The organism is Streptomyces sp. NPDC017936 (assembly GCF_044328485.1).
In the GTDB taxonomy this organism is placed as follows: Bacteria; Actinomycetota; Actinomycetes; order Streptomycetales; family Streptomycetaceae; genus Streptomyces.
In genome coordinates this window covers 563,599-577,399 of the sequence record NZ_JBIRHK010000001.1, presented here as the reverse complement: position 1 = coordinate 577,399, position 13,801 = coordinate 563,599, and the positions used below count along the sequence as shown (strand labels likewise).

13 protein-coding genes are annotated in these 13,801 nt (G+C 75.6%); 9 read left to right on the top strand and 4 right to left on the bottom strand.

What is annotated here, in order from left to right; translation table 11 throughout:
• Positions 1–51 precede the first annotated feature (51 nt).
• From ACH4F6_RS02330 to ACH4F6_RS02300, 7 genes are all read left to right on the top strand, one after another.
• Positions 52–447, top strand: coding sequence for a YybH family protein (locus ACH4F6_RS02330; RefSeq protein ID WP_397957948.1), 396 nt, complete (start codon positions 52–54; stop codon positions 445–447).
• An 80-nt stretch (positions 448–527) separates the two neighbouring features.
• The gene (locus ACH4F6_RS02325) at positions 528–1,271 is read left to right on the top strand and encodes a beta-phosphoglucomutase family hydrolase (RefSeq protein ID WP_397957947.1); all 744 of its coding nucleotides are present in this window, start codon (positions 528–530) and stop codon (positions 1,269–1,271) included.
• Positions 1,268–3,610 (top strand): glycoside hydrolase family 65 protein, encoded by a 2,343-nt coding sequence (locus tag ACH4F6_RS02320; protein ID WP_397957946.1) that lies wholly within the window; start codon positions 1,268–1,270, stop codon positions 3,608–3,610. The genes ACH4F6_RS02325 and ACH4F6_RS02320 overlap by 4 nt, the downstream gene beginning before the upstream one ends.
• Before the next feature lie 114 nt (positions 3,611–3,724).
• Positions 3,725–5,221: a hypothetical protein gene (locus ACH4F6_RS02315; RefSeq protein WP_397957945.1), complete on the top strand. Its 1,497-nt coding sequence runs from the start codon at positions 3,725–3,727 to the stop codon at positions 5,219–5,221.
• Positions 5,218–6,159 (top strand): lysylphosphatidylglycerol synthase domain-containing protein, encoded by a 942-nt coding sequence (locus ACH4F6_RS02310; protein ID WP_397957944.1) that lies wholly within the window; start codon positions 5,218–5,220, stop codon positions 6,157–6,159. Before ACH4F6_RS02315 ends, ACH4F6_RS02310 begins: the two co-directional genes overlap by 4 nt.
• Positions 6,160–6,234: 75 nt before the next feature.
• On the top strand, positions 6,235–7,089 hold the full coding sequence (gene prcB / locus ACH4F6_RS02305) for a proteasome subunit beta (RefSeq protein ID WP_397957943.1): 855 nt from the start codon (positions 6,235–6,237) through the stop codon (positions 7,087–7,089).
• A 354-nt stretch (positions 7,090–7,443) separates the two neighbouring features.
• Positions 7,444–7,917 carry a DUF5709 domain-containing protein gene (locus tag ACH4F6_RS02300; RefSeq protein ID WP_397957942.1) on the top strand — a complete coding sequence of 158 codons (474 nt, stop codon included), beginning with the start codon at positions 7,444–7,446 and terminating at the stop codon, positions 7,915–7,917.
• A 310-nt stretch (positions 7,918–8,227) separates the two neighbouring features.
• Here ACH4F6_RS02300 and ACH4F6_RS02295 read toward each other — a convergent pair whose 3' ends face one another.
• Positions 8,228–8,434: a hypothetical protein gene (locus ACH4F6_RS02295; RefSeq protein ID WP_397957941.1), complete on the bottom strand. Its 207-nt coding sequence runs from the start codon at positions 8,432–8,434 to the stop codon at positions 8,228–8,230.
• Between the two features lie 581 nt (positions 8,435–9,015).
• On the opposite strand from ACH4F6_RS02295, the gene ACH4F6_RS02290 reads away from it, so the two are divergent.
• Positions 9,016–9,903, top strand: a complete 888-nt coding sequence (locus tag ACH4F6_RS02290) for a GNAT family N-acetyltransferase (RefSeq protein WP_397957940.1) — start codon at positions 9,016–9,018, stop codon at positions 9,901–9,903.
• 472 nt (positions 9,904–10,375) lie between these two features.
• Positions 10,376–10,654, top strand: coding sequence for a GlsB/YeaQ/YmgE family stress response membrane protein (locus ACH4F6_RS02285; RefSeq protein ID WP_397958206.1), 279 nt, complete (start codon positions 10,376–10,378; stop codon positions 10,652–10,654).
• 21 nt (positions 10,655–10,675) lie between these two features.
• Here the strand turns inward: ACH4F6_RS02285 and ACH4F6_RS02280 are convergent, their stop codons facing one another.
• The 3 genes from ACH4F6_RS02280 to ACH4F6_RS02270 form a co-directional block, all read right to left on the bottom strand.
• On the bottom strand, positions 10,676–11,560 hold the full coding sequence (locus ACH4F6_RS02280) for a Gfo/Idh/MocA family protein (protein WP_397957939.1): 885 nt from the start codon (positions 11,558–11,560) through the stop codon (positions 10,676–10,678).
• 266 nt (positions 11,561–11,826) lie between these two features.
• Positions 11,827–12,051 (bottom strand): hypothetical protein, encoded by a 225-nt coding sequence (locus ACH4F6_RS02275; protein WP_397957938.1) that lies wholly within the window; start codon positions 12,049–12,051, stop codon positions 11,827–11,829.
• A gap of 58 nt (positions 12,052–12,109) precedes the next feature.
• Complete coding sequence (locus ACH4F6_RS02270; RefSeq protein WP_397957937.1) at positions 12,110–13,633, bottom strand: diaminopimelate decarboxylase; 1,524 nt, start codon at positions 13,631–13,633, stop codon at positions 12,110–12,112.
• Positions 13,634–13,801 lie beyond the last annotated feature (168 nt).

The following is a 13,801-nucleotide window of genomic DNA, read 5'->3' as shown; positions in this document are numbered from 1 at the left end:
GCAGATTGTCGCAGGCCGGAGGGGAACCCGGGAGGCGGGAAGGAGGAGACGGTGTCCGAGGACGAGACGCGCATCCGCGCCCTGATCACGCGCTGGGCCCACGCCGTGCACCGCGGCGACCTGGAGGCGGTCCTCGCCGACCACGCCGAGGACCTCCTCCTGTACCACGTCACACCGCCGCACGACGGCCTGCGCGGCCTGGCCGCCTACCGGGCGATCTGGCCGCCGTTCTTCGCGTGGCAGGCGCAGGGCGCCCTGTTCGAGATCGACACCCTCGACGTCGCCGCCGGACCCGAGGTGGCCTACGCCCACGCCCTGCTGCGCTGCGGCACACCCGAGGAGCTGGCCGAGCGGCCCGCCCTGCGGCTGCGGCTGACGTTCGGCCTGCGCAAGCGGCGCGGCCGGTGGGTGATCGCCCACGAGCACCACTCGTTCCCGCACGACTGACCGTCCCGGGCCACCGCCGGTCGTGCCGATGTGGCGCGCGCCACTCCATGGGCACGCCCGCTCGGGGGAACGGAAGGGGTATGACGACGACGCTCGGTCTCCCGGACACCATCCAGGCCTGCCTCTTCGACCTCGACGGGGTCGTCACCCGGACGGCCGTGGTGCACGCGGCGGCCTGGAAGGAGACGTTCGACGCGTTCCTGCGCGAGCGCGACGGCGAGGGCTTCCGGCCGTTCGACAGCGCCGGCGACTACGACGAGTACGTCGACGGACGCCCCCGCGCCGACGGGGTGCGCACCTTCCTCGCCTCCCGGGGCATCCACCTGCCCGAGGGGGATCCGGGCGACCCACCGGACGCGCGGACCGTGCACGGCCTCGGCAACCGCAAGAACGAGCTGCTCCTGGCGAAGATCCGCACCGACGGCGTCGAACCCTACGAGGGCACCCTGCGCTACCTCGGGGCCGTCCGCGCGCGCGGGCTGCGCACGGCGATCGTCTCCTCCAGCGCCAACACCCGTGACGTGCTGCGTTCCATCGACGCCGAGGACCTCTTCGAGGTGCGGATCGACGGCGTGGTCGCCGCCGAGCGCGGGCTGCCGGGCAAGCCGCGCCCCGACACCTTCCTCGCCGCCGCCCGCGACCTCGGCGTCGAGCCGTCCCGGGCCGCCGTCTTCGAGGACGCCCTGGCCGGCATGGACGCGGGCCGCGCCGGGCACTTCGGATACGTCGTGGGCGTCGACCGGGTGGGGCAGACCGACGCCCTGTACGCGCACGGCGCGGACGTCGTCGTGAAGGACCTGGCCGAACTGGGGGAACGCGCTTGATCACCGACCGGTCCTACACCGTCGAACCGTGGTGCGTGCGCGAGACGCACCTCGACCTCGACGTCCTCGCCCAGAGCGAGTCGGTGTTCGCCCTGTCCAACGGGCACGTCGGCTGGCGCGGCAACCTCGACGAGGGCGAACCCCACGGCCTGCCCGGCTCGTACCTCAACGGCGTCCACGAACTGCACCCGCTGCCGTACGCCGAGGCGGGCTACGGCTACCCGGAGTCCGGACAGACCGTCATCAACGTCACCAACGGCAAGGTCCTGCGGCTGCTGGTCGACGACGAGCCGTTCGACCTGCGCTACGGGCGCCTGCGCTCCCACGAACGCGTCCTGGACCTGCGCCGGGGCGTGCTGGAGCGGACCTGCGAGTGGACCTCTCCGGCCGGCACGACGGTCCGGGTCCGCTCGACCCGGCTGGTCTCCCTCACCCAGCGGGCCATCGCCGCCGTCGCCTACGAGGTGGAGGCCGTCGGCAGCCGTTCGCGCGTCGTCATCCAGTCGGAGCTCGTCGCCAACGAGAGCCTGCCCGACCCGGACGGCGACCCGCGCGCGGCCCGCGTGCTGAAGTCGCCGCTGGAGCCGGAGGAGGACACCGCCGTCGGCCGGCGCCTGCGCTTGGTGCACCGCACGAAGCGCAGCGGCCTGCGCGTCGCCGTCGCCGCCGACCACGAGGTCAGCGGCCCCGAACGCACCACCGTCAGCAGCGAGAGCAACGTGGACGTGTCCCGGCTGACCATCACCTCCGTGCTGGAGCCGGGCGAGACCCTGCGCGTGGAGAAGCTCGTCGCGCACGGCTGGTCCGGCAACCGTTCCCGGCCCGCGATGAGCGACCAGGTGGAGGCGGCCCTCGCGGCCGCCGGCCACAGCGGCTGGCAGGGCCTCCTCGACGAGCAGCGGGCCTACCTCGACGACTTCTGGGCGCGCGCCGACGTCGAGGTCGACGGCGACGAGGAGATCCAGCAGGCCGTCCGGTTCGCCCTCTTCCACGTCCTGCAGGCCGGCGCCCGCGCCGAGCAGCGCGCCATCCCCGCCAAGGGGCTGACCGGCTCCGGCTACGACGGCCACGCCTTCTGGGACACCGAGACCTTCGTGCTGCCCCTGCTCACCTACACGGCGCCCGAGGCCGTCTCCGAGGCGCTGCGCTGGCGGCAGGACACCCTGCCCGCCGCCCGCGAACGCGCCGCCCAACTCGGCCTGCGCGGGGCCGCGTTCCCCTGGCGCACCATCGAGGGCTCGGAGGGCTCGGCCTACTGGCCGGCCGGCACCGCCGCCTTCCACGTCAACGCCGACATAGCCGACGCCGTCGTCCGGTACGTGGCGGCCACCGGCGACATCGCCTTCGAGCGGGACACGGGCGTGGAGCTGCTGGTGGAGACGGCCCGCCTGTGGCGCTCGCTCGGCCACCACGACGCGCACGGCGCCTTCCACATCGACGGTGTCACCGGGCCCGACGAGTACAGCGCGGTCTCCGACGACAACACGTACACCAACCTCATGGCCCGGGCGAACCTGCTCGCCGCCGCCGACGTCGTCGAACGCCACCCGGAGGAGGCCGCCGCGCTCGGCGTCGACGCGGAGGAGAGCGCGGCCTGGCGGGACGCGGCCCACGCCGTGTACATCCCCTACAACGACGACCTGGGCGTCCACGAACAGCACGCGGGCTTCACCCGCTACCAGCGCTGGGACTTCGCCGGCACCCGCCCCGACCAGTACCCGCTGATGCTGCACTTCCCCTACTTCGACCTGTACCGCAAGCAGGTCGTCAAGCAGGCCGACCTGGTGCTGGCGATGTACACCTGCGACGGCTTCTTCGACGAGGAGCAGATCGCCCGCAACTTCGCCTACTACGAGCCGCTGACCGTCCGCGACTCCTCCCTGTCGGCGTGCTGCCAGGCCGTCGTCGCCGCCCGGGCCGGCCATCTGGACCTGGCCTACGACTACACGGCCGAGGCCGCCCTGATGGACCTGGCGGACCTGGAGCACAACACCCGCGACGGACTGCACATCGCCTCCCTCGCCGGCGCCTGGACGGCCCTGGTCGCCGGGTTCGGCGGACTGCGCCGCGACGGCGACGGCCTGAGCTTCGCCCCCCGCCTGCCGGAGAAGTTCAGCCGTCTCGCCTTCTCCGTCCAGTTCCTCGGCCGCCGGCTGCACGTGGAGATCGGACCCGACAAGGCCACGTACACCCTGCTGTCCGGTCCGGCCCTGACGATCCGCCACCACGGCACGCCGCTGACGCTCAACGGCGACGGCCCGGCCGTGCGCACCGTGCCGCCGGCGCCCGACCGCCCGACCCCCGGGCAGCCCCCGCACCGCCGCCCGGGCGTCCGCTGATCGCGTCACCCCGCTCCGGCACCCGGCCGAACCCCACCCTGCACAGCCGCCCGTCACGGGTTACTTTGACCGTGTTTCAGCGGTTCGTCCATTTTCCGGGGTGAGGGGTGGAGCATGGCCCACGGCACCGACGCCACGCTCGCCGGCGCGCGGCGAGGCAGCCCGGTGGCCGCGCCCGGCGCCTCCTGGGGCCCGCGCGGCGAGCGGCTGCTCGCCGCCGTGGCCGTCGCCTTCACGGTGGCCCAACTGCTCCTGGTCCGCCCCACCCTGGGCCTCGGCTGGGACGAGACCGTGTACGTCAGCCAGGTCAGCGCCCAGGCGCCGCCGGCCTTCTTCAGCGCGCCGCGCGCCCGGGGCGTCACCCTGCTGGTCGCACCGGTCACCTCGTGGTCCACCTCCACCGGACTGCTCCGCGTCCACCTCGCGGTCCTGTCCGGCCTCGGCCTGTACCTGGCGCTGCGGGTCTGGCGCGGGCTGTTCCCGGCCCGCGTCCTGGCCGCCGCCGGCGCCCTCTACGCCTCCCTGTGGGTGACGCTGTTCTACGGCCCGGCGGCCATGCCCAACCACTGGGTCGCGCTCGGCGCCCTCGCCTGCGCCGGCTGCTGCCTGCGGGCGCGCGCGGACCCCCGGGACCGGGCCGCGCTGTGGGGCGCGGCGGCGGCCGCCGCGCTCATGGCCTGGATGCGGCCCACCGACGCCGTGTGGATCGGCCTGCCGCTGCTCGCCCTGGCGGCGGCGGGCCGGCGGGTGCGCCTGGCGCTCGCCCTGACGGCGGGCCTCGCGACCGGCCTCGGCCAGTGGGTGATCGAGGCCGTCCTCTCCCACGGCGGCCTGGCGCGGCGGCTCTCCGAGGGGTCCCGCATCCAGGGCGGACTGGGCTGGAACATCGCCGTCGACGACCAGTTGCGCAGCCTCGGCGGCCGGGCGCTGTGCCGGCCGTGCACCGGCTCCCTGCCCGAGGCGCCCGTCATCGCCTGGTGGTTCGTCCTCCCGCTGCTGGCCGCCGTCGGCCTGGCGGTCGCGGTCCGGGCCCGCCGCACCGCGCCCACCCTGCTCCTGCTCGCCTGCGCCACGACCGCGGCCCTGCCGTACCTGTTCCTGATCGGCTACGCGGCGCCCCGCTTCCTGCTCCCCGCGTACCTGCTGCTCGCGATCCCGGTGGCGGCCGCCCTGTTCCACCTGGTCACCCGGCCCGGCGGCGCGCCTCGCCCGGTCGCCGTCGCCCTGCTCGCGGTGGCTCTGGCCGGGCATCTGGCGGTGCAGTACGTCGTCCTGGACCGCACCGTCGACCGCACCGCCGCCGCCCGGCGCGACTGGAGCCGCACGGTCGCCGACCTGCACCGGCTGGGCGTCCGCCCGCCCTGCCTGCTCACCGGCGCCGACGCCATCCCCGTCGCCTTCTACGCCGGCTGTTCCTCGGCCAACCCGCGCGGCCACAACGTCAACATCACCGAGGCGGGCATCCTGGACGCCGCCCGCCGGATCCCGGCCGCCGCCCTGTCCCGGCCGGGCGGCCCGCCGCCCCGGTACGCCCGCGGCTGGGAACGCCACCCGTCGGCCGGTCTCGACGTGCACCTGGCGCCCCCGCCCCGCGTGAGCGGCCCCGCATGACGTCCGAGCGGGTGTCCACCACGGCGATCCGGCGGGGCGCCTACTGGCAGGCCGCCCTGACGCTCGCCGTCCTGTCGGCCACGGTGTGGCTGGCGCACCGTCACTGGCCCGCGCTGGAGACCGGTGCCGTGCGGCTCGCGCTCGCCGACCAGGGCTGGCTGCTGGCCGGCGCGGCGGCCGCCTGCGGGACCTGGCTGTGCGCGGCCCTCGCCCTGCAGGGCGCCGTGGTCCGGCGGCTGCCCGCGGGGCGGCTCGTGGCCGCGCAGTTCGCCGCGTCCGCCGCCAACCAGGTGCTGCCCGCCGGCCTCGGCGCGGGCGCCGTCAACCTGCGCTTCCTCATGCGCCGCGGGCTGCCGGCCGGCCGCGCGGCGACCGCCGTGGGCGTCAGGGCCACGGCGGGCGGGCTGGCGCGCGGCGTGCTGATCGCCGTCCTCGCCGCCGTCTGTCCCGGGCTCGTGCGGGTCCCCCACGACGGGGCCGGCCGGGTGGTGGTCGCCGTCGCGGCCGTCGCGGTGTGCGCCGTGCCGGCCGTCCGCCTGTGGCCGCGCTGCCGGCGGGTCCTGGCCGGGGTGGCGGCGGACATCGCGGCGGTCCACGCGCGGCCGCGGCGGGCGGCGGCCCTGTGGGGCGGGTCGGTGGCCTCCACGACCCTGCACGCGTGCGTGCTGATCGCCGTCACCCGGGCCGTCGCCCTGCCGCTGCCCCCGGTCCGGGTGGCGCTGCTCTACCTCGCCGCGAGCAGCGCGGCCGCGCTGCTGCCCACCCCGGGCGGTCTCGGTTCCCTCGACGCGGCGCTGGCCTTCGCGCTGGCCGCCGGCGGGGCGCCGGGCGACGCGGCCGCCTCCGCCGTGCTCGGCTACCGGCTGCTGACCGTGTGGCTGCCGCTGCTGCCCGGCCTGCTGGTCCTCGGTGTCCTCGTCCGCCGCCGGGCGCTGTGACCCGCACCCGCGTTTCCCGCCCGCCGGTCCCTGGTAGGACTCCGGTGGTCGGTTCCGGCGGCGAGGGGGAGGACCATGACGGGGAACGACGGCGGCGGGCGGCTCGGTGCGGAGTTCTTCACCCCCGGGACCTCCTCCTTCACCGACTTCCTGGCGGCCCACCGCCCGGAGCTCCTCGTCACGCGCCGGGTGCTGCCGGACGACGTGCGGGCCGCGCCGGACGGCGTGCCGCACGGCACCACCGTGCTGGCCCTCGCCTGCCGCGACGGCGTGCTGATCGCCGGCGACCGCCGGGCCACCATGGGCAACCTCATCGCCCAGCGCGACCTGGAGAAGGTGCACCCCGCCGACGACCACACGGCCGTCGCCTTCGCGGGCACCGTCGGCCTCGCCCTGGACATGGTGAAGCTCTACCAGGTCGAGCTGGCGCACTTCGAGAAGATCGAGGGCACCGCGATGACCCTCGACGCGAAGGCGCGCCGCCTGGCCGGCATGATCCGGCAGAACCTCGGCCAGGCCATGCAGGGCCTCGCCGTCGTCCCCCTCCTCGCCGGCTACGACGCCGCCGCCCCCGAGGGCGAGCGCGGCCGCATCTTCAGCTTCGACGTGGCGGGCGGCCTGTACGAGAAGCGGGACTTCCACGCCGAGGGCTCCGGATCGCCCTACGCCCGGGGCGCGTTGAAGAAACTGTTCCGCAAGGGCATGGACCGGCGCGAGGCCGCCCTCGCCGCCCTCCAGGCGCTGTGGGACGCGGCCGACGACGACTCGGCGACCGGCGGACCGGACGTCGGCCGACGGATCTTCCCCATCGTCTCGGTCATCACCGAGGACGGCTTCGAGCGGTTGCCGGAGACGGAGACGGAGGCGCTGAGCCGCGAGATGCTCGAACAGCGCCGCAGCCGCCCGGACGGACCGAACGCCGCGCCCTGACCCGGCCGGCACCCCCGCACTCCCCACGCGTCAGGCCCGCGGCCCCCGTCGGCGGCGGGCCGTCCGGCGTGACCGCACCGGGGGCGGGCGGCCCGGTGGAGCCACACCTGCGGCGTCCCGCGCGGGGGGCCCGCGGGGTCGTCGCGCCCGGGCATGCCCCGGCCGCGGCGTCGACGCGCCGCGGCCCGCCGCGACCGCCTTCCGCCGGGCCCGCTCCCGGGCGGGCGAAAGGGGACGATCTCCCCGGCGGTCCGTGCCCCTGGCATGTGCCGGGGTTGGGGCGGGCACGGCGGGGATACCCGAACGAGCGAACGCAGGACGGCACAGCGAGAACGACAGCTCAGGGAGGCATCCATGGGTACGGAGCCCGAGAACATGGGCGACGACGCCTACCAGCCCACCGGCACCAACGAGGAGCAGGAGGACGCCGCGCCCCTCGACCTCCAGGACGCCCTCGACGAACGCACCTACGACGAGATGCTGGACGAGGGCTACTCCCCGCCGGAGAAGCCCCTGGGCGTCACCAAGTACGGCACCACCGCGGCCGAGCAGCACGAGGGCGAGAGCCTCGACCAGCGCCTGGCGCAGGAGGTCCCGGACGTGTCAGGGCCCACCGGGGACGGGATCGGCGACCTCTCCGGGGGCGAGGGCGAGCCGGTCGACCCCGAGGCGGGCGAGGAGCGCGCCGGCCGTCTGGTCGCCCCCGACGAGGGCGCCCACACGGACACCACCAAGGAGGAGGTCGCCGAGGACGTCGGCATCGACGCGGGGGCGGCCGGCGCGGAGGAGGCCGCCGTCCACGTCGTCGACGAGAACGACCTGCCGTAGCGCCCGCGCCCGTCGGTCCCCTACGCGGTCCGGCCGCCGCAGCCGGTCGGCGGCCGCGACCCGGGGACTCGGCGGGCGCCGGACGGCCGGACACGGCGCCGACGAGGTGGCCGACGGCGCCGAGCGGGCCGGCGCGATCGATGAGGGCCGCCCGGACCGGATCCCCGGACCGGATCCGAGGACGCGCACGTGGAAGCCGGGCCCGAAGGCGGGCACCCTCCGGGGGGCGAGAGCCCGGAGGGTGCCTTCGAAAGAGCGGGCCGACGACGGTCCGCGACAGGGCCGTCGTCATCCGCGCGCACTGATCGGATCAGGGCAGCATCTTCTCGATCGCGTCGGGCCCCTCCTCGTCGAGCTTGCGGCGCGCCCACTCCAGGTTGCGCGGGGTGATGTCCTTGCCCGAGGCCAGGACCATGTCCTCCGGCGACACATCGGTGCCGGTGCGGGTGTGCAGCAGTTTGTCCGGGGTGGCGCGTTCGGGGGACGGCTGGGAGGCGCCGGGCTGTGAGGTCGACATGGTCTCTGCTCCTCGATCCGGGAGGCTGCTTCGGACCCGGTGCGGTCAACGGGTCCACTAACACCATTCAACGCGGAGGCGCACCCTGCATCCGGAGGAGCGCGCTCCTTCGCCGCGGGAGTACCGCCGGGGGCCCGAACGTAACCTCCTGCGCCCCGGTTCCCGGCGTCCGGCACCGAGGCGCCCCCGCGGGCGCGGCGAGGCACTCCGCTCCCGTCCGGCGGCGGAGGCCTCGGCGTCCCGGCGTCCGGCCGGGCCTCATGGACCCGGGAGAAGCCGTCGCGACCGCGACCGGTGTCCCGGGGACCCCTCGTCGCCGTCGCCGCCGCCCGTCGACACGCACGGCGCCGCCCGTCGACACGCACGGCGACGCCCTCGCGTCGGACGCCGGAAAAAACCGGTGGACGGCCCGGAAACCGCCGTCCTACGGTGTGACCGCACGCCCGAAGACCCACGGAAGGAGGCGAGCGCCATGCAGTTCCCACCCACCTCGCGCTCCCTCACCGTGATCCCGGCGTGCCGGGTCTGACCTGCGTCCGACCCCCGGGAGCGCACCACGTTTCCGCATCCCGGAGGAATCCGTGACCGATCTGGTCATCCGCGCGCTCGACGAGAGCGACGCCCACCTGTTCGACTCCCTGCCCGACCCGCTGCGCGCGGCCGAGGCCTTCCGCAACGCCACCCACCGCCCCGACTGGAAGCGCGTCGCCCTGCGCGACGGCCGGGTCGTCGCCCGCGCCGCCTGGTGGGGCGGACCCGACGACACCGAACCCCTCCTCGTCGAGTGGTTCGACTTCGCCGACGGCGAGGAGGAGGCGGGCGCCGAACTCCTGCGCACCGCTCCGTGGCGGGTCGGCCTGGACCTGACCATGCCGGGAGGCTGGCGCGACGACCCCGCCGTGCGGGCCGCCGTCGAGGCGCGCCGGCGCGCCGCACGCGCCGCGGGCCACACCCCGCTGGTGGAACGCTTCGTCTACCGCTGGACCCCGGAGTGCGGCCTGCCGGACCGCCCCGGACGCCTGGAGTTCGCTCCCGAACCCGACGACGCGGTGTTCTTCGACGCGCTGCGCCGCATCCACTCCGTCACCCTCGACGCGCACGCCCGCGAGGCCGTCGAGAAGGGCGGCCTCGACCTGGCCGCCCAGGAGGAGATGGACTTCTTCCGCTGGTGCCCGTCACCGCGCGAGTGGTGGCAGGTCGCCCGGACCCCCGGCGGGGACCTCGCCGGCATCCACGTCCCGGCCCACAACCCCTCGGGGCCGTGCGTCGGCTTCATCGGCGTCCTGCCCGAGCACCGGGGCCACGGCTACGCCTACGACCTGCTCGCCGAGTGCACCCACTACCTTGTCGAACGCGGCGCCGAGTTCATCGCCGGCGCCACGGACCGGGGCAACTTCCCCATGGCCGCCCACTTCGCGAAGGCCGGCTACCCGGTCGTGCGGGAGCGGGTGAACTTCCGCGCGGACTGACAGGCCGTCCCGCAGCGTGACCGGCCACGAGGGAACACGGAGGCGTGACGGGGTCCGGCGGCGGAGTCCGGCACCTGCGCCGCGGCGAGGAGCCGGCGGGGGAGATCGTCATCGACGACGGGGACTTCCCCTGGTGGTCGGGACGCTTCCGCCCCGGCCCGGCGCCGTCGAACCCTTCTTCGTCCGTGAACTCGCCCTGCCGAACGGCGACCTGGAGGCACACCCGGAGGCCCACCCGGAGGAGTGGGAGGCCGTGCACGACGAGATCCGGAGCCGGGTCCCGCTCGCCTCGCCCGACGGCCCGGTCCCCGAGTTCCTGCTGCACACCGGGGGGAACAGGGCCTGGTTCCGGTGGAGCGACGAGCCGTTCGAAGAAGGCCGAGAACGACTGAAGGGCCGTCGGCAGGTTTGCGGACGCCGTGTCCGCGCATTCGGGAGACGTACACGTAATCCGACGGAGACGGGAGGAACCGTGGGCATCATCGCCTGGATTCTGATAGGACTGCTCGCCGGTGCCATCGCCAAGTGGCTGCTGCCCGGGAAGGACCCGGGGGGCGTCATCGTCACCATGCTCATCGGCATCGTCGGCGGTCTGCTGGGCGGATGGCTGGGCAAGGTGATCTTCGGCGTGGACTCGATCGACGGCTTCTTCGACCTGTCCACCTGGATCGCCGCGATCGTCGGCTCGCTCATCCTGCTGGTCCTCTACCGGGCCGTCACCGGCAACCGGCACTCGCACCGGCACGCCTGACCGGCCGCGACCACCGCGTACTCATCCGGTGCCGTCGGCCAACCGGCCCTCCGCCTCGGCGAGTATCTCGGTGACCCGCAGGCCGAACGCCGCGTCGCACGCGTGCGGACGGCCGTTCCGGGCCGCGGCGCCCAGCGCGTCCGCGGCCCGGCCGAGGGCGGTGGCGGCGTCGGAGGCGCTCTCCGGCAGCCGTACCACCCCGGCCTCGCCCCGGATCTCGACGGCGGCGCCCGCCGCCGACGGCGGGGCCGTCAGACTGAGCGTCAGCGTGCTGGAGGCGCCGCCCACGTGGTCCAGGACCACGTGCACCGTGTCCCCGGGGCCCCGTCCGGCGGCCGACACCCGGCGCACGTCCCCCAGGACCGGAAGCAGCACGGACAACGCGTGCGGCCCCACGTCCCACAGGGCGCCCTTCTCCCGGCGCCACGGCGTGGCGAACGGGCTGTCCCCCGTGAACACCGCGCCCAGCCACTGCGCGTGTCCCGTGAACCACCCTCCCGCGGAGGCCTGGTCGGCTATCCACGCCGCCGGCTCCGGCTGGAAGCGGGTGGTGAAGAAGACCACCGAGGCGACCCCGGCCTCCTCCACGGCCCGCGCCACCGCCCGAGCCCCCGCCGCCGTCGCGGCGAGGGGCTTGTCGAGCAGAAGGTGGCAGCCGGCCCCGGCGGCCCGCACCGCGAGGTCCGCCTGCACGTCCGGGGGCACCGCCACCGCGACCGCGTCCACCTCCGCGAGGAGGGTGTCGACGTCGTCGTAGGCCCGGGTGCGGTGACGGTCGGCCAGCTCCTTCGCGGCGGCGGGGCGGCGGCCCCACACACCGACGAGGTCGAGGCCCTCGTGGGCGCTCAGGACGGGGGCGTGCACCATCCGCGCCCAGGGGCCGGTGCCGAGCAGACCGATGCGCATGTCGCTGACTCTCCCTGCTGCCGGTGAGGTGTCGGCCGGCGCCGCGAGCGGCACCGGCCCGGACCGAGCCTCGCACACGACCGGCGCCGGGCGGGAACCCGGGGCCCGGCCGGGCCCGAGCGGGAGCCGGAGGACACACCGAACCACCGGGAATCACCGAACCGCCGGGGAGGGCTGAACCGCCGGAGGAAGACCGACCGCCGGGGGAAGGCCGACCGGCGGGGGAAGGCCGACCGCTGGGGGAAGGCCGACCGGCCCCGGGACGGTCAGGCCGCCCGGGGCCGGGACCGGCCGTCGTCCAGGGCCGGATCGCCGTTCCCGCCCGTGCCGCGGACCAGCCGCAGATGCCGCTTGCGGGCGGCGTGCCGTGGCCCGCCCGGGGCGGGGGTGAACAGCCGGTCCTCCACGCGGTCCAGGACCGCGAGCAGGACGGACAGCAGCGGCAGCAGCAAGGCGACCCACAGCACGGAGTTCTCCTCGTCGGCGGACACGGTCCGGGTGCTCCGAAACCCGCCGCTGATGCCTTCGGACGCCGCCGGGCGGGTGGCCTCAGGGCGCCGGGGGAGCCGCGAACCCGGTCAGCAGCGCGTCCGCCTGGGCCAGTCCGCTCTCCGCGGAGACCTCCCGCACCGTCTGCGCGGGACGGACCAGGGCGAACGCGATCCGGTCGGCGTCCCGCGCCAGCCAGCCGTACACACCGGGCCGGGGCAGGCTGTTGTACGCCCAGTGCGCCGAGAAGTAGTAGGCGCCGGTGTCGTGCAGCACGACGAGGTCGCCCTCGGCGAGTTCGGGCAGGGGACGTTCGTGGGCCACGACGTCCCCGGCGAAGCAGAGGGGTCCGGCGACGTCGTGCCGCCGCAGGGGCGCTCGCTTCGGCGAGCCGTCCGGGCCGTGGGCCGACACCCGTACCGGCCAGGCGCCCGGCATGAGGGCGGTGCGGGTGGCGACCTGCGCGCCGGCGTGGGTGAGGGCGATGCGGCGGCCGCCCGCGTCCTTGACGTACTCCACGCGCGCCGCGAGGAAGCCGTTCTTGGCGAGCAGGGAACGGCCGAACTCGGTGACGAGCCGGTAGCGGCCGTCGAGCAGGGCCGGTTCGGCGGCCGAGAGCGCGGCGACGTAGTCGGCGTACGTGGGGGTGACGGTGTCGTCGGCGAAGTTCACCGGGAGGCCGCCGCCCAGGTCGAGGCTGGTGACCTGCCGGCGGCCGACGCGGGCGTCGATCTCCTCGGCGAGGAGGTGGAGGGCGCCGAGGCCCTCGGCGATCAGGGGCAGGGGGCAGCCCTGCGAGCCGACGTGCGCGTGCAGCCGGGTCAGCCACGGCCGCCGCGCGAACGCCTCCACGACCTGGGCGCGGGCGCCGGGATCGCGCAGCGCCACGCCGAACTTCGAGTACCGCGTCGCGGTGCTCATCGCCCCGATCGTCCCGCTCCCGACCTGCGGGTTGACCCGCAGCCCGACGACGGACGCGCTGTCCGCCGGGCGCAGCGCGTCGACGCGTTCCAGCTCGGCGAGGTTGTCGGCGTTGAGGGCGATGCCGAGCGCGAGGGCCTCGCGGATCTCCCGCGAGGTCTTCGCGGGGGAGTCCAGCACGATCCGGGCCGGGTCGAAACCGGCGTCCAGCGCCAGCCGCAGCTCACCCGGGCTCGCCACCTCGCAGCCCATCCCGGCGTCGGCGAGCAGCCGCAGCACCGGCACCAGCGCACAGGCCTTGACCGCGAAGGTGTGCAGCACGTCCGGGACCGGCGCGAACGCCGCGTGCAGGGCGGCGACGCTGTCGCGCACACCCTGGACGTCGAGGAACCCGGCGAGCGGCCGGTCCTCCCCGACCAGCCCGGCGGCGACGGCCTGACGCAGGACGGGCGCGACACGCGAGGCGCCGCTCGCGACGGCGTCGTACGCGTCGGAGGCGTACGCGCCGGTCGCGTACCCGTCGGTGCCGTACGCGTCGGTGCCGTACGCGTCGTCGTGTTCGCCGGCGTGCTCGGGAGCCTTCTCGGGGGCGTTCTCGGTGGGGAACGACACGTCCTGGTCTCCTTCGGTGCGCCGGGCGCGGGCGGTCGGTTCCAGGTTCACTCCTCCCCGACCGTACGTCTTCCCCGGCGCGCGCCCGCACAAGACCGGCGACATTGCCGGTCCCCGGGGCCCGGGTTCTCCCCGACAGTGGCATCGCCCGCCCGTCGGCGGAGCCGCCCGACCGGACGGACCCGCCGCGACAGAGAGGACGACCAGCCGTGCAGCAGC

What these genes read in the sequence shown, in the direction of transcription:
- ACH4F6_RS02300 (WP_397957942.1), top strand. Translation starts at nt 7,444, where the DNA reads ATGGGTACGGAGCCCGAGAACATGGGCGACGACGCCTACCAGCCCACC.
- prcB (WP_397957943.1), top strand. Translation starts at nt 6,235, where the DNA reads ATGACGGGGAACGACGGCGGCGGGCGGCTCGGTGCGGAGTTCTTCACC.
- ACH4F6_RS02295 (WP_397957941.1), bottom strand. Translation starts at nt 8,434, where the DNA reads ATGTCGACCTCACAGCCCGGCGCCTCCCAGCCGTCCCCCGAACGCGCC.
- ACH4F6_RS02280 (WP_397957939.1), bottom strand. Translation starts at nt 11,560, where the DNA reads ATGCGCATCGGTCTGCTCGGCACCGGCCCCTGGGCGCGGATGGTGCAC.
- ACH4F6_RS02315 (WP_397957945.1), top strand. Translation starts at nt 3,725, where the DNA reads ATGGCCCACGGCACCGACGCCACGCTCGCCGGCGCGCGGCGAGGCAGC.
- ACH4F6_RS02310 (WP_397957944.1), top strand. Translation starts at nt 5,218, where the DNA reads ATGACGTCCGAGCGGGTGTCCACCACGGCGATCCGGCGGGGCGCCTAC.
- ACH4F6_RS02325 (WP_397957947.1), top strand. Translation starts at nt 528, where the DNA reads ATGACGACGACGCTCGGTCTCCCGGACACCATCCAGGCCTGCCTCTTC.